The organism is Pseudanabaena sp. UWO311 (assembly GCF_006937785.1).
Classification (GTDB): domain Bacteria; phylum Cyanobacteriota; class Cyanobacteriia; order Pseudanabaenales; family Pseudanabaenaceae; genus Pseudanabaena.
The window spans coordinates 12,895-33,555 of sequence record NZ_SJEE01000017.1; the positions used below are offsets into that span (position 1 = coordinate 12,895).

At 42.5% G+C, this 20,661-nt stretch carries 27 protein-coding genes and 1 pseudogene; 19 read left to right on the forward strand and 9 right to left on the reverse strand.

Translation table 11 applies throughout. The features are described from left to right. Positions 1–3 precede the first annotated feature (3 nt). From PseudUWO311_RS13935 to nrdJ, 3 genes are all read left to right on the forward strand, one after another. Entirely contained in the window at positions 4–2,277 is a 2,274-nt protein-coding gene (locus tag PseudUWO311_RS13935) for an amylo-alpha-1,6-glucosidase (RefSeq protein WP_142655873.1), read from the forward strand. 450 nt (positions 2,278–2,727) lie between these two features. After that, entirely contained in the window at positions 2,728–3,438 is a 711-nt protein-coding gene (locus PseudUWO311_RS13940; RefSeq protein WP_411729878.1) for an adenylate/guanylate cyclase domain-containing protein, read from the forward strand. Between the two features lie 184 nt (positions 3,439–3,622). Then, positions 3,623–5,926: a ribonucleoside-triphosphate reductase, adenosylcobalamin-dependent gene (gene nrdJ, locus PseudUWO311_RS13945; RefSeq protein ID WP_142655874.1), complete on the forward strand. Its 2,304-nt coding sequence runs from the start codon at positions 3,623–3,625 to the stop codon at positions 5,924–5,926. Between the two features lie 54 nt (positions 5,927–5,980). Here the strand turns inward: nrdJ and PseudUWO311_RS13950 are convergent, their stop codons facing one another. Continuing rightward, a complete protein-coding gene (locus PseudUWO311_RS13950; RefSeq protein WP_142655876.1) occupies positions 5,981–6,406 on the reverse strand; it encodes a type II toxin-antitoxin system VapC family toxin in 426 nt (141 codons plus the stop codon). Further along, positions 6,406–6,654, reverse strand: coding sequence for a hypothetical protein (locus PseudUWO311_RS13955; protein WP_142655877.1), 249 nt, complete (start codon positions 6,652–6,654; stop codon positions 6,406–6,408). Before PseudUWO311_RS13955 ends, PseudUWO311_RS13950 begins: the two co-directional genes overlap by 1 nt. Positions 6,655–6,808: 154 nt before the next feature. Between PseudUWO311_RS13955 and PseudUWO311_RS13960 the strand changes: the two genes are divergently transcribed. From PseudUWO311_RS13960 to PseudUWO311_RS13980, 5 genes are all read left to right on the forward strand, one after another. Then, positions 6,809–7,012 (forward strand): hypothetical protein, encoded by a 204-nt coding sequence (locus tag PseudUWO311_RS13960; protein WP_142655878.1) that lies wholly within the window; start codon positions 6,809–6,811, stop codon positions 7,010–7,012. Between the two features lie 53 nt (positions 7,013–7,065). Continuing rightward, the gene (locus PseudUWO311_RS13965; RefSeq protein WP_142655879.1) at positions 7,066–7,251 is read left to right on the forward strand and encodes a hypothetical protein; all 186 of its coding nucleotides are present in this window, start codon (positions 7,066–7,068) and stop codon (positions 7,249–7,251) included. 40 nt (positions 7,252–7,291) lie between these two features. Beyond that, positions 7,292–8,158, forward strand: a complete 867-nt coding sequence (locus PseudUWO311_RS13970; protein WP_142655880.1) for a hypothetical protein — start codon at positions 7,292–7,294, stop codon at positions 8,156–8,158. A gap of 260 nt (positions 8,159–8,418) precedes the next feature. After that, positions 8,419–8,931 (forward strand): hypothetical protein, encoded by a 513-nt coding sequence (locus PseudUWO311_RS13975; protein ID WP_142655881.1) that lies wholly within the window; start codon positions 8,419–8,421, stop codon positions 8,929–8,931. A gap of 72 nt (positions 8,932–9,003) precedes the next feature. Next, positions 9,004–9,216: a hypothetical protein gene (locus tag PseudUWO311_RS13980; RefSeq protein ID WP_142655882.1), complete on the forward strand. Its 213-nt coding sequence runs from the start codon at positions 9,004–9,006 to the stop codon at positions 9,214–9,216. A 77-nt stretch (positions 9,217–9,293) separates the two neighbouring features. Here PseudUWO311_RS13980 and PseudUWO311_RS13985 read toward each other — a convergent pair whose 3' ends face one another. Both PseudUWO311_RS13985 and PseudUWO311_RS13990 read right to left on the reverse strand, forming a co-directional pair. Next, a complete protein-coding gene (locus PseudUWO311_RS13985) occupies positions 9,294–9,500 on the reverse strand; it encodes a type II toxin-antitoxin system HicA family toxin (RefSeq protein WP_142655883.1) in 207 nt (68 codons plus the stop codon). Next, a complete protein-coding gene (locus PseudUWO311_RS13990) occupies positions 9,497–9,697 on the reverse strand; it encodes a type II toxin-antitoxin system HicB family antitoxin (RefSeq protein ID WP_142655884.1) in 201 nt (66 codons plus the stop codon). Before PseudUWO311_RS13990 ends, PseudUWO311_RS13985 begins: the two co-directional genes overlap by 4 nt. Before the next feature lie 84 nt (positions 9,698–9,781). On the opposite strand from PseudUWO311_RS13990, the gene PseudUWO311_RS13995 reads away from it, so the two are divergent. The 5 genes from PseudUWO311_RS13995 to PseudUWO311_RS14015 all read left to right on the forward strand — a co-directional run bounded on the left by PseudUWO311_RS13995 (position 9,782) and on the right by PseudUWO311_RS14015 (position 11,412). Beyond that, a complete protein-coding gene (locus PseudUWO311_RS13995) occupies positions 9,782–9,970 on the forward strand; it encodes a hypothetical protein (protein WP_142655885.1) in 189 nt (62 codons plus the stop codon). A 144-nt stretch (positions 9,971–10,114) separates the two neighbouring features. Continuing rightward, on the forward strand, positions 10,115–10,249 hold the full coding sequence (locus PseudUWO311_RS24410) for a type II toxin-antitoxin system RelE/ParE family toxin (protein ID WP_411729884.1): 135 nt from the start codon (positions 10,115–10,117) through the stop codon (positions 10,247–10,249). A 114-nt stretch (positions 10,250–10,363) separates the two neighbouring features. Further along, positions 10,364–10,561, forward strand: coding sequence for a DNA-binding protein (locus PseudUWO311_RS14005; protein ID WP_142655886.1), 198 nt, complete (start codon positions 10,364–10,366; stop codon positions 10,559–10,561). Continuing rightward, positions 10,558–10,944 carry a type II toxin-antitoxin system death-on-curing family toxin gene (locus PseudUWO311_RS14010; RefSeq protein WP_142655887.1) on the forward strand — a complete coding sequence of 129 codons (387 nt, stop codon included), beginning with the start codon at positions 10,558–10,560 and terminating at the stop codon, positions 10,942–10,944. The genes PseudUWO311_RS14005 and PseudUWO311_RS14010 overlap by 4 nt, the downstream gene beginning before the upstream one ends. 102 nt (positions 10,945–11,046) lie before the next feature. Next, a complete protein-coding gene (locus PseudUWO311_RS14015; RefSeq protein ID WP_142655888.1) occupies positions 11,047–11,412 on the forward strand; it encodes a VOC family protein in 366 nt (121 codons plus the stop codon). A gap of 303 nt (positions 11,413–11,715) precedes the next feature. On the opposite strand, the gene PseudUWO311_RS14020 is transcribed toward PseudUWO311_RS14015, so the two are convergent. Next, positions 11,716–11,832 (reverse strand): Photosystem I reaction center subunit IX, encoded by a 117-nt coding sequence (locus PseudUWO311_RS14020; RefSeq protein WP_103667310.1) that lies wholly within the window; start codon positions 11,830–11,832, stop codon positions 11,716–11,718. A 101-nt stretch (positions 11,833–11,933) separates the two neighbouring features. Next, positions 11,934–12,509 carry a Photosystem I reaction center subunit III gene (locus PseudUWO311_RS14025; RefSeq protein ID WP_142655889.1) on the reverse strand — a complete coding sequence of 192 codons (576 nt, stop codon included), beginning with the start codon at positions 12,507–12,509 and terminating at the stop codon, positions 11,934–11,936. 193 nt (positions 12,510–12,702) lie between these two features. On the opposite strand from PseudUWO311_RS14025, the gene tsaD reads away from it, so the two are divergent. After that, a complete protein-coding gene (gene tsaD / locus PseudUWO311_RS14030; protein ID WP_142655890.1) occupies positions 12,703–13,728 on the forward strand; it encodes a tRNA (adenosine(37)-N6)-threonylcarbamoyltransferase complex transferase subunit TsaD in 1,026 nt (341 codons plus the stop codon). 87 nt (positions 13,729–13,815) lie between these two features. Here the strand turns inward: tsaD and PseudUWO311_RS14035 are convergent, their stop codons facing one another. Continuing rightward, complete coding sequence (locus PseudUWO311_RS14035) at positions 13,816–15,201, reverse strand: 1-acyl-sn-glycerol-3-phosphate acyltransferase (RefSeq protein WP_142655891.1); 1,386 nt, start codon at positions 15,199–15,201, stop codon at positions 13,816–13,818. 181 nt (positions 15,202–15,382) lie between these two features. Between PseudUWO311_RS14035 and PseudUWO311_RS14040 the strand changes: the two genes are divergently transcribed. Continuing rightward, entirely contained in the window at positions 15,383–15,688 is a 306-nt protein-coding gene (locus tag PseudUWO311_RS14040) for a hypothetical protein (protein WP_142655892.1), read from the forward strand. 283 nt (positions 15,689–15,971) lie between these two features. Next, a complete protein-coding gene (locus tag PseudUWO311_RS14045; protein ID WP_142655893.1) occupies positions 15,972–16,766 on the forward strand; it encodes a carbonic anhydrase in 795 nt (264 codons plus the stop codon). A 368-nt stretch (positions 16,767–17,134) separates the two neighbouring features. On the opposite strand, the gene PseudUWO311_RS14050 is transcribed toward PseudUWO311_RS14045, so the two are convergent. Further along, positions 17,135–17,437: an ArsR/SmtB family transcription factor gene (locus tag PseudUWO311_RS14050; protein ID WP_142655894.1), complete on the reverse strand. Its 303-nt coding sequence runs from the start codon at positions 17,435–17,437 to the stop codon at positions 17,135–17,137. Positions 17,438–17,576: 139 nt separating this feature from the next. Here PseudUWO311_RS14050 and PseudUWO311_RS14055 point away from each other — a divergent pair, with 139 nt between their 5' ends. From PseudUWO311_RS14055 to PseudUWO311_RS14065, 3 genes and pseudogenes are all read left to right on the forward strand, one after another. After that, positions 17,577–18,659, forward strand: a complete 1,083-nt coding sequence (locus PseudUWO311_RS14055; protein ID WP_142655961.1) for an alkene reductase — start codon at positions 17,577–17,579, stop codon at positions 18,657–18,659. A gap of 292 nt (positions 18,660–18,951) precedes the next feature. Beyond that, entirely contained in the window at positions 18,952–19,170 is a 219-nt protein-coding gene (locus PseudUWO311_RS14060) for a hypothetical protein (protein WP_142655895.1), read from the forward strand. Between the two features lie 71 nt (positions 19,171–19,241). Further along, positions 19,242–19,430, forward strand: a pseudogene (locus PseudUWO311_RS14065) (hypothetical protein); the annotation flags it as partial. Positions 19,431–19,543: 113 nt separating this feature from the next. Here PseudUWO311_RS14065 and ald read toward each other — a convergent pair. Then, positions 19,544–20,635 (reverse strand): alanine dehydrogenase, encoded by a 1,092-nt coding sequence (gene ald / locus PseudUWO311_RS14070; RefSeq protein WP_142655896.1) that lies wholly within the window; start codon positions 20,633–20,635, stop codon positions 19,544–19,546. Positions 20,636–20,661 lie beyond the last annotated feature (26 nt).

Sequence of the window (20,661 nt, forward strand, 5' to 3'; positions counted from 1 at the left end):
AATATGCCCGATACAGAACAACTAGCAACAATTGAACCTGTTACCATTGAAGTCGGAGGAAGGACATATATTCCTATTGATCGCAATGCGATCGCCCCATGGAATTGTGTAATTGGGGAACATCCTATTTCCACACTGACTTTGAAAGATGATGATTTATTCTTGATTACCGATACCTTGGGGAATATCTCTGACCTTAGCTGCCGCCTTGGTGGGATCGAAGATAGTATGGGCTTGTTTTGTCGTGACACAAGGTTTCTGAGTCGCTTAGAGCTACAAATTAATGGGCGATCGCCTATTTCGTTTAGTAGCACTGCACGAAAAGGCTTTGCGATGACCGTTTTATGTTCAAATCCCGAAATCAACAATGAAAAGGGTGATCAAATTAAAGCAGAAACTATTGATATCCATCGTGAAATTGCGATTAAAGGGGGGTTTTTTGAGCAAACACAAGTAACTAACTACAATACACATCCCGTTAGTTTTATGCTTAGTTTGAGCTTGGATGCTGATTTTCAGGATTTATTTGAAGTGAGAGGAACTAAGCGTGAAAAAAGGGGTAATTTTCTTCGCTATCTACCGAATCATGATCAGAAATCTGCGGAAATCTTACCTAAGGAAATTGTGCTTGCCTATGAGGGACTAGATGGTGCTTTGATGGAATCGCGAATTCAATTTGATTCTTTTCAACCCCAAGAAATTCAAGGCTATACAGCCATCTGGCACTTAGATTTGGCAGCTCACGAGTCGAGGACTTTAGGATATCGTATTCATTTATTCACGAATAATTGTCCAACCTCAATCGTTAGCGTCCCCGAAAATTTTGCACAGGCGAAAACGGAAGAGTTGTTGGAAGAAAAACTTTGGACAGAGCAAATTACGAGAATTCAAACTGATAATAAATCGCTAAATCAGGTAATTGATCGCGCCGCTCAGGATATTTATTTGCTTAGACAGACATCTGAAAAGCATAATTTTCTCTCGGCGGGAGTTCCTTGGTTTTCGACTTTATTTGGGAGGGATTCCATAATTTCTGCTTCACAAACTTTAGTTTTAGATCCGATGATTGCCCGAGACACTCTCTCTATCCTTGCTTATTTTCAAGGAAAAGTTGATAACGAATGGCAAGATGAACAAAAGGGGAAAATTCTCCATGAAATTAGGTTGGGAGAAATGGCGCGTTGTCACGAAGTTCCACACACTCCTTACTATGGCACTATCGATGCTACGCCTCTTTGGTTAATGCTCTATGCCGAATATTATGCTTGGACTGCCGATCAGGCAACCTTAGATCAGCTATGGCCAAACGCAATCTCAGCGATGGCATGGATCGATCGCAACTGCCAAGAAACAGGCTATCTCAGTTATTATCGTTCCTCAAAAAAAGGTTTGCTCAATCAGGGCTGGAAAGATTCGGAAAACTGTATCATCAATAGTAAAGGAGAATTAGCAGAAGGGGCGATCGCTTTATGTGAAGTGCAGGGCTATGTGTATGCGGCAAAGATCCGCATGAGTGAATTAGCCGAAAAAAGGCAGTTATTTGATCTAGCAGAACTTTGGCGATCGCAGGCTCAAGATTTAAAATTGCGGTTCAATCAAGATTTTTGGCTACCCGAACAAGATTACTGCGCTCTTGCCTTAGATGGAGAAGGCAAGCCTGTTGATAGCATTACTTCTAATCCTGGTCATTGCCTAAATTTGGGCATTTTCCATCATGAAAAGGCAATCAGTGTCGCAGCCCGTTTAAATGCTCCTGATATGTTCAATGGCTGGGGTATTCGGACTCTGAGTAGTCTTTCTCCCGCATATAATCCTATGGGATATCACATCGGTTCTGTCTGGCCCCATGATAATAGTTTGATTGCCGTCGGTATGCGATCGCATAGTTTAGTGAAGCAATCGTTAAGAATTGCCCAAGGTTTAATCGATATGACCATTGCACAACCATATCACCGCCCACCTGAGCTGTTTTGTGGATATGAGCAAGATGGCTTTACTCTTCCAGTCCAATATCCAGTCGCCTGTTCACCGCAAGCTTGGGCAACGGGAAGCATTTTCCAATTAATCGCGGTCATGGTCAATTTTGTCCCCGATGCACCAAATAATCAGCTTCGGATTCTTGATCCCTGTCTACTTAACTCCATTAATCGCCTATCAATTCAGAATTTGCGGATCGGACAAACATTACTGGATTTAGAGTTTGAGCGTTCTGGAGATACTACTGCTTGTCGTGTTAATAAAAAACGCGGCAATGTCCGTGTCATTATTGAGGCTTAGCGCCTCAATTGATGGGTATGATACCAAAACACAAAGTGGCGCAGCCATTTTGTGTTTTGGTATTAAGTACTATATTCGCTGCTTTTTCAAAATGTTGCGTAAATTTGCCTGTGCCAGATAGATCGGTGATCAGGAAATGACTGTTCTTTTCGCTGATATTCGCTCGTTTACCAGTCAGTAGGAAGGGCTGTCGCCACAGGAGAACTTTAACTTTATTAGGACTTACGCATCTGCCCTGCAATAAATTGCGGGCTAAAAGCTTAAACCTGTTGAAACAGGTTGGTTTGAGGCTTTCTTTAATCAGTTTTAACTGACTTGAGCTTTGAGCCAAGAACTTTAGTTCTTGGTTGATTTGCGTAAGTCCTATTTATTAACGAATATCTCAGTATCGTCACACCTGAGATTCATTCCCACAATGGCTTTATTGATAAGTATATCGGTGATGCAGTGATGGCTCTTTTCCCAGAGTCGCCTAATGATGCTGTACTTAGTGCGATCGCGATGCAAAAGAAGGTGGCTCTTTACAATGAATCCCGCCAACAGAGAGGAGAAGTACCGATTAAAATTGGAATAGGCTTGCATACAGGCAGTTTGATGCTAGGAACAATCGGCGGCACTCAGCGGATGAAAGGTACGGTAATTGCTGATGCCGTGAATTTAGCTTCACGTTTGGAAGGATTGACAAAACAATATGGAACAGCGATCGCAATTAGTGAAAAGGTACTATTCCAATTAGAAAATATGGAACAGTACGGCTATAGATTTCTAGATCGCGTGAAGGTTAAGGGGAAGAAAGAGGCTGTTGCTGTTTTTGAAATTTACGATAGCGACAGTGTGTCGCAACAACAACTAAAAAACTCACCAGAAGCGATTTTGAGGAAGCAATTGTATTGTATTATCAGCAAAAATTTGACCTTGCCCAGCAATCTTTTCAGGCTATTTTGCAGATCAATCCGCAAGATGTGGCGGCGCAGTTGTACTTCGATCGGTGCGAAAAATATCAAAAAAATGGCTTGCCCGAAGGTTGGGAAGTCGCAGAAGTCTACAGCGAAAAATAAGAACTTAAAGTCTTTGCGCCCGATGCGTGGGTGCAAAGACTTTAAGTTCTTATTTTGTTTCGAGGGACTTATAACTCTGAAGATTAGCAGTAGTAGCCAGTAGTAGGGTGCGTTAGCGCAGCGTAACGCACGGTTAAAGTTAAAGCGTGCGTTACGCTATGGCTAACACACCCTACTGCAAAAAAGAAAACCTACTAATAGTGTGATCAATAATTTTTATTTAACTTTTGACGCTAAATGTGAGTTAAGGTATTATCTGACTCATCGTTAAAACAAAAGCATTTTTTATGGTGCAAGAACTCACCCTCCTCTCCAAAGAGGTTAGATTCCCCGAAAGCGCTCCTGCCGCTTATCCTGTATTTTTCAGGACATATAGCCGTAAGTATAATAACAAACGCGAAAGCTGGGCTGAAGTATGCGATCGCACACTTTCAGGTTTAAAGACGCTCGGTAAGCTGACCAAAGAACAAGCTGACCTGATCGACAAAATGCAGAAACAGCTAAAGTCACTCACCTCTGGACGTTGGCTGTGGGTTGGCGGTACGGAATGGGTCGATCGCCCCGAAAATTTCTCAGGCTCTTATAACTGCACCAGCACCAATGTGATCGACTGGCGCTCCTTTGGCTTGATGATGGATCTCGCCATGCAAGGATCTGGTACGGGTGGCGTATTAGAGCCTCAGTACATTAGCCAATTGCCTGTAATCCGTAACCAGTTGCAAGTAAATGTGATCGGTGCGATCGGGGCAACACCTGTTAGCGATCGCCGCCACAATACCGAGGTCGAATTTGACTATGCCAACAATGCTGTCAAGTTCTTCGTTGGTGATAGTCGTCAAGGTTGGGTCAAGTCCTATCAATCTCTATTAGAGCTATGCAGCGATGAAAAGTTTGACGCAGCTAAGCCTGTCCAAGTCACTGTTGATATCAGCGATGTGCGCCCCAGTGGTGAAGCCCTCAAAGGTTTCGGCGGTATGGCAAATCCTGTTAAGTTGCCTACGCTTTACGATCGCTGCGCCAACATTTTAAATAAAGCGATCGGTCGTCAACTCACCTCAGTCGAGTGCTGCATCCTCATCGATGAAGCCGCAGTTTGTATCGTGGCAGGAAATATTAGGCGATCGGCCGGAATGCGTCAATTTTCCTCTGAAGATGTTTTAGGCTCTGTCGCAAAGGATAATCTCTGGCAGCAGGATGAAGCAGGTAACTGGCGCATCGATCCTGAGCGTGACGCTTTGAGAATGGCGAATCATACCCGTGTCTTCCATCGCAAACCGACTGAGCAGGAATGTGTGGATGCAGTTCGCAAGCAATACTATTCTGGGGAAGGTGCAATTCAATGGGCAGGTGAGGCGATCGCACGTTCTAATGCTGACTTGATTACAACTCCCGAACTCAAGCGTGATTTCTTAGCTGCTTATGTGAAAGGAGAAGGCAAAGAATGGTTGCGATCGCATCAACCTGAAGTCTCTGAACGCGAGTTAGAGCATCGGTTACAGCGTTATGCTCTGAATCCCTGCGGCGAAATTTTGGGAGCTGATTTCCATTGCAACCTTTCGGAAGTGCATCTTAATCTAATTAATCCTAAGGATGAAAAAGAACAAGAAGCAGCCTTTAAAGCAGGGGCTTTATCAGTAGCGTCACTGCTTAATCATCAATTCATCGAGAAGCGCTATCAATTTAGCCGTGATGTCGATCCGATTGTCGGTGTATCCTTTACGGGACTATTTGATTTCTTCGTTCATGCCTTTGGTGTGGAATGGTTGCGCTGGTTTGAAGCAGGTCGTCCTGACACTGTGCAGGGTCTAGACTTCAAAGAGAAGGAAGCCAATTATCTAAATCGCTGGCGTGAGATTGTACATCAGACGGTTTGGGAATATTGCGACGCGCATGGCTTACGCCGCCCGAATCGTTGCACGACAACACAACCTGCGGGAACAAAATCCTTACTGACAGGGGCTTCCCCAGGTTGGCATCCACCGAAGGCGCAACGCTTTATCCGTCGGATTACTTTCCGTAAGGAAGATCCTGTGGCGCGGGCTTGCATGGACTATGGCTATAGCATTATTCCTTCGCAATCAGATAAGGATGAGAATGGACAATTGCTAAACGATCCTTTCGATCCGAGATGTACAGAATGGCTGGTAGAGATTCCTGTGAGCGTGTCTTGGGCTGACCTTGACGGTGCGGACAAGGTAGACATCAGTAAGTTTGATGTGATGGCGCAGTTTGATTTCTATATGCAGGTGCAGAAGCATTACACCCGTCATAATACTTCCGCAACCTTGGAGTTGCGCGAACATGAAATTGAGCCTTTAGGGAAGAAGATTTACGAAGCGATTCGTGATGATGAGGGTTATATCTCGGCGGCGCTATTGGCGCGTTTCGATGACCTGCAAACTTTCCCCCGTTTGCCTTTTGAGCCAATTGATAAGGCTACCTATGAGAAGCTCAGTGCTGAGGTGCTAGAACGTCGCAAGTCTGATGATTTTTACGCAAGTTTGTTGCGTTATGATTCGGGTGAGTTGATGGAGGCGGGGCCTGCGGGTTGCGATTCTGATAAGTGTATGTTCCCTGAACAGAAGCCATAGATTGTAGGCGATCGCCTATGCCTATCATCACGATTTGGCAAGGCGATCGCTCAATTATCTATCCAATTCAGGCATAATTACGGGAATTTCTTGATTGCGATTCTTTCTGTAAATTCTAAAATCACTATCTATTGTCAGAACTGAAGTCTGGTTATAAATTTCCGACATCCTGACTAGGCAAGCATCTGCTAGAGACATTGGTACTGATTGATAACGCTGCATTAGGGTTTCGATTTGTTCAATTTCATCACTCAGACAAAAAGGGATTTGAATATATCCTTGCTTGACTAATTGCAAGACTTTTTCTCGCCCTGATGGGATTCTTTGTAATAAAAAACAGGCTTCAGTTACAACTGCCTCACAGGTTAAGACAGGATATTTAGCCGCTTGCAATGACGACACAGCCCAATGATGGTATTTATCGCTAGGCATGAGGAATGCTACCAAAACCCCTGTATCGAGAATGACGTTTTTTTGCATTATTTGCCAAATCCTTCCATGTATTTGGGGTTATAAGATAGATCTTCCAGATTGCTATCTAAACAACCGATAAAGTCTTTGGCGGCTTCAGCAAAAGAGATCTCTTTCTCTTCAGTTTTTATCTTTTCTTGACTATCAATAGGTTTGTTTACTTTGAATTCTAAGAACTCAATAAATCTAATCACTTCGTTGCGCTGTTCGGCAGGTAAGCTTTTTATTTTGGCGATCGCTATTTCTAAGGTAGTCATTTTATCTTTATCTCGCTCAAGTTATTTCTAGTTTAGCAAAACTCAGTAGCCAAGGCGATCGCATAAGCCCATCATTACGATTAGAGAGGCGATCGCAAAAAATAGCATATAGGTCTTGCTACAATAGCTATCAAAACTTGTAGTCAACACTTATATGCTCTCTCAAAAAATTGCAGATTCTCAATCTTTGGAAGCACGAGTAGCAACTTTAGAGGCTGAAATAGTGCAAATGAAGCAAATACTATCTGCATTTACACAGAAAAAGTCTCCTTGGTGGCTAAAGGTTGCTGGAAGTTTTGAAAATGATACGACTTTTGATGAGGTAACTCGTCTTGGGCAAGAATGGCGTAAATCTTAATCATTACCTCCTGTTCATATTGAATCAAGCAGAGCTAAGCAAGTTTAGAAATTATGCTAATTAGAGAAAGGTCAAGTGAACTGAAGATTATTACTAAATCCATAGACGCTCTCAATATAACTGAGCAGTTATGGCTTTTGGAGCATATAGCGCATCAAATTCGGATTAAGAATGAATTAGCGTCAATGGCACAAGATCCGCAAATTCAAGCTGAGCTTTCTCAAATTAATATGAGTTGATGAAATTAATTATCTTAATCGTAACTAAACCTGAAAAACTATGCCTAGTCCTTCTACGACAAATCTTCCGCGCCCTAAATCTTGGGATGAATTTGAGGATATATGTACTGATGTTTTGAAGAAAGTGTGGGGAGTCCCCTATTTATCCCGTCATGGTCGTTCAGGGCAAAGACAAGATGGAGTAGATATTTATGGATGTCCTAAACATCTAGGAGGATATGATTATGCTGGTGTACAATGCAAGGAGACAGATAGCCTATGCATTACAACTATTGAGAAGGAGATAATAAAAGCCGAAAACTTTGATCCTCTTCTCAAAGAGTATTTGATAATGACTACAGCACTAAGAGATGCAAAGTTACAAGCAGAAATCCGTAAACTGAATAGAAAATTCAGAGTTCACATATTATTTTGGGAAGATATAAGTCAAGAGTTATCAGGACATACTGATTTACTGCAAAAACACTTTTCTGGATGGGTGAAATTAACGACTACTAAAGATCAAGTTCTTGATCAGATAATGCGTTCTCAGCCAGAAGATTTCGACTACAATGACGAAACAGGAGCATTTTTTCATTCTAGGGATATTAAACTTCAAATAGTTCTAGACTACGATATTGAAGAAAGATTTATCGAGCCTTGGATGAATTGCTTTGCTAAAGAGGATGGAATGAGATTGCCAGTTTATATTTACTATGAAGGAACAAGAGTTTTCGATGTCTTATGTATTTGTGTAGATAATAGACATAGAATCCCAATTCCAAAAAGTATTAACAATTTAACTATTAGCGATTTTGCTTATCATCTAGGTCTTATTATTAATCATCCACTTAAAAAAACTAACCCATCATGGGATACTTTTGATAATGCATTGATGAGAGCAGGAATTTCTATTCGAGATGAATGATTCTCAGATGTTTTTTGTTAGAAATTATTGATTAGGATATTGGTGATTTATTAGGCAATTGCATTGCAAATCCTAGGCTAGACTTATATATAATTTGGTCTAACTACTTAACTACTATATTTTCTAAGATGATTGCTCAAGAGTTTTTGACTTTCAACTAAAATTGAAAAGATACAGAATAAAAGCAAAAAGAAAGTCAAGCCAAGTTAACTAAATAGAGTCGAGAAAATTTATTTTTATCTGAAAATTGCTATAAATTTATGATGTTGATTAACGAAGAAGAACTCGTATCATCAAAACGTGGTAAATGGTCTACTGCTGGTATTCCACATAAAGGTTGGGTATGCGAAGATATTGAAGACTTAGGTGAGCCTTCAATCGAATGTGAAATGTGTGAGTCTCAAAAGATTCGATTTGTTCATTACATGAAACATCCTGAATATCAAAATGGAGATGGATTGCTTCAAGTTGGATGTATTTGTGCGGGGCATATGGAAGGAGATCTAAGTGCATCTCGCGCACGTGAAGCATCCATGAAAAGCCGCGCAAGCAAACGTAAGCGTTGGACATCTAGGGCTTGGAAAACATCTAGCAATGGCAATCCTCTTATTAAAGCTGATGGTTATAGAATTACCATTTATCGACGTGCTGATGGTTGGGCATGGACAGTTGGGGCTGGTGATTCGACGGCTTATCACGCTCGGGGTAATTTCAAGACAATAGATGCGGCAAAGCTTGCAGCCTTCGACCACATCACTAAACTTTTGTCATAAGTTGAGATTAAATACAATCCTTCAAACCAAGTAACCGTAAATTTATCTCTCCCTTTTGAATCGCTTATCGACATGATGCGATCTCTAGAACTGCTAGAGAAAATAAAGCTGAGAGACTTGTTAAATCAAGAAATCACTGCAAGTCAAGAACAAAAACTAGATCCTGCGGTGGAATGCTTTCAGCAAGGCTGGGACGATGCTATGAACGGTAGAACTCACCCAATCTCTGAACTTTGGGATGGAATTGAAGTTGCAGAAGTTCGACGCATTATTGAAAAAACTTAGCGATCGCTAATCACATTGGCAATTTATTAGGCGATCGCATTGCAACTCATCGACTAGGCGATCGCACCTAATACAACTTACAAATCATTCTCACTTAATCCTGCATCCTTCATAATGCTCTTGAGAGTCCCAGTTGGCAGATCGCGGTTCCCATGAACTGGAATAGAAAGAATTACTTCAGAACCTTGCTTTGTGTATATGTGATGACTACCTGTAACCCGTTTTAATTCCCATCCTTTGCGCTCAACAACTTTGCAAAGCGCCTTACCTGAAATTGATTTCATAGGGATAGCTCAACAAGTTGTTTATCAGTTTCTAGATCTTGATTTTCACTAGCAACCTCTAACCATGCCTGCACAGCATCTTGCAACATTTCCAATAGATGTTCGTAGCTGTCTCCCCAAGTATGGCAACCTTTCAGCGCAGGAACAGAACCACACCAAACGCCATCCTCTTGCCAAATAACAGCTTTAATTTGCATAGATTTACTATTTCTGAGGTTAATTACTACATTCTATAATCTAAATTGAATATACTAAGATAAAGTTTTAGAGGAAGCTAAACCATGACAGTACTAAACGTCAAACAGCAAGCCCAAAGCCTCATCGAAAAATTACCTGACAACTGCACTTGGGATGACATCATGCAGCAAGTGTATGTAATTCTAGCCGTTGAAGCTGGTCTAGTAGATAGGCAAGAAGGTCGAGTGAAATCCGTTGAAGAAGTGCGATCGCAGTTTGGACTTCAACCATGAACGTATTTTGGACAAACAAAGCGATCGAGCAGTTGACAGCAATTCATAGCTATCATGCTTAGGTTTCGCCTCAGTATGCGACTCGACTAGTGGACTTGATTACAGCGATCGCAACAAATTGGCACATTTCCCAATTCAGGGAGGATGTTGCCTGAAATTAACTTAGAGCAAATACGCGAAGTCATTGAAGCAAACTATCGCATTATTTATTATGTTGGCTCCGACAGAATAGATATTCTGGCTGTAGTTCACGGCGCAAAGAACCTTGCCTCTAATTAAAATCTCTTTGATGGACTGAGATAATTTGATTTATTGGGCGATCGCATTGCAAATCAGAGAATAGGCGATCGCAAGGCTATAATCTTAGTCAGTTAGAACATTAAGAGGTTTTTGATGGCTTCTATTACTATTAATCTTCCAGATGAGCAACTTCAAAAAATACATAAATTAGCTCAAGAGAGTCAGGTATCCCCAGAAGCTCTACTACAAGCAAGCATAGAAACCTGGTTGTCTAGCCCCAAAAAGGAGTTTAGCGAAGCAGTAAGTTATGTACTGCAAAAGAATGCTGAACTCTACCGTCGTTTAGCATGATTCGTTATCTCACATTAGTAGAAATTCTTGATATCCATCATCAAGTTACCCAGCGCTCAGGTGGAGCCGAGGGTATCCGTGATTTGGGCGCATTGGAATCGGCGATCGCACAGCCGCGCATGACATTTGGTGGAGAAGATCTCTACCCCACAATTGTTGACAAAGCTGCGGCTCTAGGATTCTCAATCGTGATGAATCATCCCTTTGTGGATGGTAACAAGCGTACAGGTCATGCAGCAATGGAAATATTCTTAGTGCTAAATGGGCTTGAGATTAATGCCTCTACTGATGAACAAGAAGTGATTATTTTGGCTTTAGCATCTGGGGAATTAGAGCGTAATATTTTTACAAATTGGCTACTGCAAAGCATTAAAGAAATCTGAATTTATTGACTGGTTAGTATATCAACAATTTACTGAGCGATCGCATGGCAAATCAGAGAATAGGCGATCGCTAGAACTGTAAAAAATTCCATAGAGTTAATAATGTTTAAATATGTTTCCGAAGTTATGTATTTTGTTGCTGATCGTCGTGCTGCTGCCGATTGGTATTCTAAATTATTTGACATTGAGATCACATGGCTAGAAAACCCTGAACATTTCTTTATTCGTGTCGGAGCGCAAGACCTGTGGTTTCATCAAGCAGATGATAAAGTTCCATCAGGAGCCGCAGGACATGTCGCCTATTGGCAAGTTACAGATTTTGATGCAGCACTAGCACGGGCTACGCAATTAGGAGCGACACTCTATCGAGGGCCATTAGATCGAGAGGATGGAACTTATATGTGCCAATTTAAAGATCTTGATGGAAACTTGATTGGTCTGATTGGTTCAAGGAAAGAGAAGCTATAAGACAGAGGCTATTGACTGGTTATGATACTAGTAATTGATTGGGCGATCTCATGGCAACTTATAGACTAGAAGATCGATGCGATCGCCCATTTATGATGACCGCAACCAAAGCCAAACTTTAAACGGGGGTAATAGGTGATATTTTGATTTATTAGGCGATAAAGTGTCGTCACACTTAAGGGAATTGGTATTAATCTAGAAAACAAAAAAGAAGTAGAGCGTTTAACGCTCTACTTCTTTTTTGTTATGAAATCTATGGATTTAATTTAAAAGCAATGCTCTTAAGTTAAAGCTTCTAAAGATTTAGAAAGGAAATGTCAAGGTGTCTGGGAATAAGCGGTTAGCTTCGATCAATACACCAGCGGTGATTGTAAGCCATACAGCAGCCAAGACAGGAGCAGAAGATAAAAAGCCGTTCAATGGAGTTCTCCTTTTAGATAGTTTTGATTTTTCCCCAGAGCACTAAAACATTTGTCGCAACACTCTGGAAAAGTTAGCAAAGCGATCGCTAGATTTAGAAACTAGCGAGGCGAAACGGTAACTTCATTTTCAGGAGCCAACAGTTCACCAGTGCCAAACTCTTTGAGCGCGGCAAGGGGCCATGCAAAGCCAGTCAGCATACATTTAACAGCAAGAGGAAGATCGATGATGATTTCCTTTTGAGTTGCGGTTGCTGGATCTTTACGAATTGCAATCAGATAAGCACGACCAACCCAGCCGATCCAACCTGTGATGAATAGAAACATCAAGGCGGGAATGGTGAATTCGCCAGCGTGACTCCAACGACCATCGCTGATCAAGTGAGGTAAGCCATCTTCACCGCAAAGCAAGCCAGAGCTAGCATATTTTGCAAAGCGAGCTTCGGTTTGAGCAATTTTACCTTTGAGGTATTCAGCAGGGCCGCTACCAGCTTTGAAGTTAGCTAGACGGGCTGTGTAACCATCAACTTCAGTTTGCAAGCGATCTTGAAAAGCAGAAGAGGTGGCACAAGGAGTCAAAGCATTGAATGAGAATTCTGCGTATGCAGCAGGGGTTGCAGCAAGGCTAATGCCAAACCACAGGCTAATAACTAGAATGAGAGCAAAAAGTCTTTTCATGGACTGACCTTAATTTACCTTTGATAAGATAGGCAAAAATAACGAGATTTTCGTTTGAGAACTTAGCCTCAGATCCTATATCAGCGATCGCGCCTTGGTAAAGCAATCTTCACATCCTGTAAAGTAAATTATCAATTAAGATGATCTAACTGCCGCGACGCGGCAGTTAGATCATCTTAATTTTTGTTTAGAAATGCCTACTATTCTTGCGATCGAATCTAGCTGTGATGAAACTGCGGCGGCAGTTGTATGCGATCGCCAAATTCTCAGCAGTGTGGTTTCATCGCAAATTTTAACCCATGCGCTGTATGGCGGCGTTGTGCCTGAGATTGCGGCGCGGCAACATGTGGAGACGATTAATCCTGCGATCGCCCTTGCCTATCACGAATCAGGAAAAACATGGGCTGAGATTGACGGGATTGCGGTGACGACTGCACCAGGGCTGATTGGCTCGCTGATGATCGGTGTGACGGCGGCAAAAACTCTAGCGATGTTACATAAAAAGCCTTTGATAGCGGTGCATCACCTTGAGGGGCATATCTGTTCGGCTTTATTGGCTGATCCAACTTTAGAGCCGCCATTTTTATGTCTATTAGTTTCAGGGGGACATAGCAGCATTATTTTAGTCAAGGACTATACCGACTATCAGGTAATGGGCAAAACTCGCGATGATGCGGCGGGTGAGGCGTTTGATAAAGTTGCGCGATTGCTAGGTTTAGGCTATCCAGGGGGGCCAGCAATTGACAAGATTGCGATCGCGGGAGATCCCAAGGCATACAAATTACCGCAAGGGCGCATTCCTGATTTCCCCTATGACTCTAGCTTTAGCGGTTTAAAAACAGCAGTATTGCGCTTGACCCAAAAGCTTAGTCCCAATGGTGAAGAGTTACCGATCGCGGATATTGCTGCCAGTTTTCAAGAAACAGTCGCTACTGCTCTAGTAACTCGCACGGTTAAATGTGCAGTTGAACACAACTTATCAACAATCGTGGCGGTTGGTGGTGTAGCGGCAAATAGTGCTTTGCGATCGCGCCTTGTGACCAGTGCCGCAGAGCATAACATTCGGGCTGTTTTTCCGCCTTTGAGCTTATGTACGGACAATGCAGCGATGATTGGCTGTGCAGGAGCTATTCATCTCGCTCGTGGCGAAACTTCATCCATGAATATTGCGACGCGATCGCGCCTCAATCTCGAAGATTGCCAAAGCTTGTATACATGAAACATAAAACCCAATAATCGATTGGCGGCGCTCCGCGCCGCCAATCGATTATTGGGTTTTGATTTGTCCGAAAACAAGTGACTGTAGCTATATAGCCGATGGCACGACCAAATCTTTCATCGCACGATGAATATCTTCAGTGAGTTTGCGGGTGCATTCCTTGGAGGCGGCTCGGCTAGATTGATATTCGGCTAGATGCTCCGACACTGATAAAGGTTCGGCAACTGAGATTGTTAATTTGCGATCGCCAAAATTAGGAGTTTCTTTAAAAGCAGAATCTTGATTTCGCTCGGTGACGCGCTGTAACACGCTCCACATTAATTTCAAAACTTCAATATAGCGACTAGGGCTAGGATGCTGGCGAACATAGTCACTGGTGACACCGATGATACTTTCAGCGATTCGCATATGCCAGTTACTATAGCTAGCTTCGAGCGCTAATTGATCAGCAAAGCCTCGCTCTACCCCAGATAACTTTTCAATATCCTGAATGTCATTACGAAAAATCCGATCCCATCCTGCCTGTTCGAGACGACGGCAGCGATCAATTGGTGAACCCTTTGCTTTGATCCCAAAACTCATTTCCGCGACACTCAAAATGCGATCAGCTAGTTCCTCCAAATTCGCTGCTAAATTATCGGGATTGGTATTCTCGCTGTTAATTTTGGCATAGTTGCCGTAGAAAGCTTTGTAATAATCGCTAACCCATTTCACTAGATAACTACCCAAATCGTAAAGTCTTTGATAGCGGTTATCAGGCGTAATCGCGGGTTTAATAATTCCACACTCTTTTTCAATCGTGATGATTGTTTGATCGATTTTTCCCCAAGCCTTAGTCGAATATTCGTATTGAATCCCCACAGGAATGATTAACATTTCCTCTGTACGCCCTTCTTTGAGCAAATCCTCGGCAGCCCAAAAACCAATCTGAGCAATTCCTGGTTCTAGTTCAGCAACCGTTTCACTTTTGCCATTTGTACCACCTTCAGGAGCCATCGAGAGAGGCACATCACCATGCGTAATTTGTTTGCGCATCCAACTTAGTGCGAGGCGATCGAGCTTACCGCGAAAAATGGAAATCCCTCCTAATGCTGGAAATAACCAATTGACGTAATCTCCAGCCCATAGAGAAATGCCGCGATCGTACACAAACCCACTATGGGGCAATGCAGTTAACTTGATGCCCATATCTCTTGCCTCTTCTGGCACAGCGTAGGCAAGCAAATACAACATTGCAAAGGGATCATCCGTGGTGGGATGACGAAAAGCAAGCATATAACGAGCTTTGCCATCCTGAAACTTTTTTGTAGCTTCAACAAGGCGATCGATATAGCGGGTTTCAATCTGCTTGATGCCACATTGCCACCGCAACCAAAATGGCGTTAATATTCGTATGATTTTTAATATGAATTTATTGGCTTTGGGCGGATAAACCTTGAGAGGTGGTTGAACGCGAGTCAGATCTACTGCCATGATTTCCTTTGTGTGTACAGCAATACGAATTAAAACACGCAAAGCGTATCTCCGCGATTTTAGCTTTTTTTACAAACTAAATAATCATTTCAGCCAAAGAGCTATTGATTTTTGAAGGACAATAGATGAATATTTCTAAATATTTTTATAATTATTTTGGTTAAGCTGATCAATAAACTCTATGCTGACAAATATACCTGTGGTAATGGGCGATTTTGGTGCGTATTTGCAATCTAGTGGCAGACATTTGCAATGGATTGCACCAAAGAGGAACACCAAGTTTCGGACGATCGCATGGTCAAGTGGCACGATGTTACTTTTGCGAGTATTACTGCCTAATCGCAAATATGCAGTGGCAAGAATATACTGCGCCACTCATGAAATTTTAAAGAAAACTTATCAATACCTGATCAATGGCGATCGCATATCAGTAAAGCTTGGTTTTCAGTTGACGCGATCGATGTGGTGCACAATTCCTCAGGTATAAAAAATTAAAAGCTTTGCAAAGCAAAGCTTTTGCCTTTTAGCTGGAGCGCAAACCGCTATACACTAAAAGTAATAGCTGATGTTACGTGAAACACAGATGATAGATCTGTTGCTGCTAGTGTGACAGAGCAAGCACGGGGGCATTGCCCCTACCTAAATAATTTAGATTTTGTAGGGGCTGCGCCCCCGTGCCAGCCCTAGATCTAAGCTATGACAGGAATTCTTGCGACGTAACATCAGTTAATTACGTGACAAATTGCGGCATCCAAGGTCAACACTGGTATATGAGAAAGCTACTAAAGGGTTTACACAAGTTTCAATCGTCCTATTTCCCTGCCAATCAAGAGATTTTTGAACAACTCGCCGATGGACAAAAGCCGCGTGTGTTGTTTATTACCTGCTCAGATTCGCGGATAGTGCCCCATCTCATTACCCAGTCAGGTGTTGGCGAACTGTTTGTCATCCGTAATGCAGGTAACTTAGTGCCGCCATTTGGAGCTGCTAATGGTGGTGAAGGCGCTGCGATCGAATATGCGATCCATGCGCTGGGGATCGAGCAGGTCATTATCTGTGGGCATTCTAACTGTGGGGCGATGAAAGGGTTGCTCAAGTTAGAAAAACTAAGAACCGAGATGCCTTTGGTCTATGAATGGCTGCAACATGCTGAGTCAACTCGCCGCTTGATTCAAGAAAATTATGCTGACGTTAAAGGTGAAGAACTGATGGCGATCACGATGGCAGAGAATGTCGTCACTCAGATCGAAAACCTAAAAACCTATCCAGTAATTCGCTCTAAATTGCATCAAAACAAGATGTCAATCTACGGATGGATTTATGACATTGAGTCAGGTGAAGTCCTTGCCTACAATCCTGAGACCGATGATTTTGAGGTTCCACAAACTTTGTTAGCCAATCCCAACGGCTCGTCAAGTGAAAACTTTACTCATACTGATGCTCCTCCCATTCCATCGGCGTATCAGAATGGTTCACAGCAAGTAGAGACTAAAAATGCTGGAGATTTACCTTCATGGATGTCTCCTGAGCAAGCTAATCGCATCTATCGCGGTTCAGCAAGATAATTAAAGACGGTGCAAAGCACCGTCTTTAATTATCTTGCCACGCAAATTTATCCGATAATCAAACAAAATATAAATTAAGGTTTTGATTGATTTATGCTCCCAGCAATTTATTTCTGAAAGACCGTAGGGGCATAGCATTTGCGCCACAATTTTACAAATCATCACAGAAATCTTGATCCGCAAATGCTATGCCCTCTTTGCTTTTGCAGATAATTTGTCCCTACGTTGCAAGGTTTTGGGCAGAGCCTTCCCAAAAAAAACTGCCTAGAAATTCATAAATTTCTGTGGGAATGCTCTGCCCCTACAGTTCTATATCTATGGGCGCGAATCATTAATGACATTAACAAAACCTGCACTTCGTAAAGGTTCTACTTGATAGCATCCAAAATAGAATTTAGTAAATTGGGAAACCTTGCATTTAAATCCTCTCGACGCAGAGAATTATAATGTTGAGTCCCTTCTAATCGCGTATACATAATGCCTGTATCTCGCAAAACCTTATAGTGGTGGGATTGTGTAGATTTGCTCATTTCCAAACAAAATTCGCCACAGGTAATCTCTTTTTTGGTTGCCAACATTTTGACAATTTGTAATCGCGTTGGATCGCTGAGTCCATAGAGAACGTCGGTTAAAGAAATATTGTCGCGATCGGGGTGGTGATATTGGCGCATTACAAAAAGCCGAGAAAATTAAGACAATAAAAATGGCAAAGCCATTTTTATTGTCTTAATTTTCTCATAATGTTGCATAAATTTCTATTGTTCGCATATAATCGAACAATAGAAATTTATGCAACATCACATTATCCCTATGAGCGCTCCTCTTCTATCTTCGGTTAAGCTCGGTCGTTATACATTGCCAAATCGGATTGTGATGGCTCCTTTAACTCGCAATCGCGCTGCTGCTGGCAACGTCCCCACAGCTTTAAATGCCTTGCATTATCAGCAACGGGCTTCGGCAGGATTGCTAATCACCGAAGCGTCGCAGGTTTGTCCACAGGGTCAAGGATATCCAAATACTCCAGGGATTTATTCTGATGAACAAGTCTCAGGCTGGCGCTTGGTAACGGAGGCAGTTCATGCAAAAGGTGGCAAAATCTTTTTGCAACTTTGGCATGTGGGTAGAATTTCGCATCCAGATTTTCAGCCCAATGGCGAGTTGCCCGTGGCTCCATCAGCGATCGCACCCGAAGGAGAAATCTTTACCTATACAGGCATGAAACCTTATGTCACGCCTCGCGCTTTGGAATTAGAAGAGATTCCTCAAATCATCGAACAATATCGCCTCGGTGCAAAGAATGCTCTAGAAGCTGGCTTTGATGGAGTAGAAATTCATAGTGCTAATGGATATCTATTAGATCAATTCTTGCAAGACAATACCAATCAGCGCACCGATATTTATGGTGGTTCAGTTGAGAATCGCGCCCGTCTATTATTGGAAGTAACAGAAGCGGTTGTAAGTGTATGGGGTAGCGATCGCGTAGGTGTGAGACTTTCTCCTAGTGGCACATTTGGTAGCGTGTATGATTCCAATCGCGCGGTGACTTTTGGGTATGCAGTTAAGGAACTAAACCGCTTTAATCTTGCCTATTTGCATTTAGTTGCGCCCAGAGTCGAAGGATTTGGCTCTGCTGAAGATCAACCCGATCTTGGTGCTGACTTCTTCCGTCCTATTTTTAATAGCACGATTATTACTGCGGGTGGTTATAACCTTGAGACTGGAAACGCTGCGATCGCATCTGGTGCTGCTGATCTGGTTGCCTTTGGTCGTCTCTACATCGCTAACCCTGACCTAGTGGAACGTTTTGCTGCTAATGCACCTTTGAATACACCTGATCGCAATACCTTCTACGGTGGTGATGAGAAAGGTTATACAGATTATCCAAGTCTATAAACAAGTAGAGATTGAGCTTTGCTCAATCTCTACTTGTTCTCGAAAAAGAACCAATAGTTTTGTGGCTCAGCTTTGCCTCTCCACAAAACTATTGGTTCTTTTTTTGCATAATAGAAACAAATTTATGAGATCACATCTCAGTAATGATCTAGATCGTTCATTACGGTAATTGCAATCGTGATTTTGAGTGTTTAAGATCCTTCATTTTCTATTGATTGAATCACAAATCAATTTAGCGATCGCATCGACAATAGTGATATTCAAAATGTTATTCAGAACGAGGGGGACTACTATGACACCTACACAAATAGCCAGAACCCAAGAATTACTGAGTGATCAACAGTTTCAGCTTTTCTTTAAACTCAGCAAAATTCGTGGATGGATGGGAGAACTCTATCTAGAACTTGTATTGTCCACTGAAGAAGTTGAATATATCCATCGTTCAGAAACTAATATCTGCAATTACCAAGATGAGGAAAGTAAACCGCTAACACCTTATCTAATGCGTTGATTTTCCTGATAAAACCAAAAAGAGAATGGCGGCGCGAAACGTCGCCATTCTCTTTTTACATCCGATAAGCAGTCAATGATCAACTGAAAAACATTTCTCAGATTGAGCATTCAAGACATCGCAGTTTTTTCAATTTCCTCGTTAACCTTTTGGCTGGTTTGGTTGCCTATACCTATCGCGAGAACCTGCTTTGGATCTTCTCTTCAAAGGCTTGCCTGCTCTTCCTCCTGCTTGCTTTTAGTTCGTCGAACTCTCGTTAAATTAACCTAGCATATTTGAAGGGAAAATATTACCTGTCGGGTCAGGTATTAGCTCGGAGTGGTGAGTAAAGTATGGTAATGACACTACGTTAATAGAAAGATAGCTTCAGGATCTAGGCTTTTGGCAAATCAGGAAATGCTTCGGCAACCGCCGCATAAACAATATTTCCATTCTGGATATTTACGCCTTTTGCCAAAGCGCGATCGCGCTTAATTGCATCCAAACCAAAATCCGCCAATGCACAAGTATAGGGAAGCGTCGCATTAACCAAAGCTTGAGTCGCTGTCCAAGGAACAGCCCCTGGCATATTTGGCACACCATAGTGTAAGACTCCTTCTTCTTCATAGACAGGATCAGTGTGGGATGTGGTGTGCACCGTCTCGATGCAGCCACCTTGATCCACGGCAACATCGACAATTACAGAATGCGATCGCATTTTTTGGACAAGTTCACGCTTTACTAATGTCGGGGCACGTTTGCCTGTAATTAACACCGCTCCAATGACCAGATCCGCAGACATCACTGCCTCGGAAATATTGCTGGCTGTGCTATACAGTAACTGAACCCTCGAACCAAACAGAGATTCCAATTCTCCGAGACGATTAAGATTGACATCTAAAATTGTCACCCTTGCGCCCAACCCGATCGCCATTCTCGCAGCTTCAGTACCGACTACGCCGCCGCCTAGCACCACCACATGTCCTGATCTCACCCCAGGAATGCCACCTAGTAATACACCACTACCACCCTGTTGCTTGGTCAAATAATGCGCTCCAAATTGTACTGATAAACGACCAGCGATAATGCTCATCGGCACTAGTAAAGGCAATTGACCATTATCTAATTGCACAGTTTCATAGGCGATACAGGTTGCGCCTGATTTGATTAATGCGCTCGTTAGTTGGCGATCGGCGGCGAGATGGAGATAGGTAAAGAGAATTAATTCTGGGTGTAGCAAGTCATATTCGCTGGGCAGAGGCTCCTTAACCTTAACCACCATGTCTTGGGCGTAAACTTCCTGTGGTGTTGCGACAATTTTTGCGCCAGCTTGGATATATTCCTGATCGCTAAAGCCAGAGCCAACTCCTGCATTTGTCTCTACAAAGACTTGATGCGATCGCGCCGTTAAGGCCGTTACCCCAGCAGGAGTCATTCCCACCCGAAATTCACGATCTTTAATTTCGCTCGGTACGCCGATCTTCACGGTTATTGCTCCTGAAAATTTAGAAC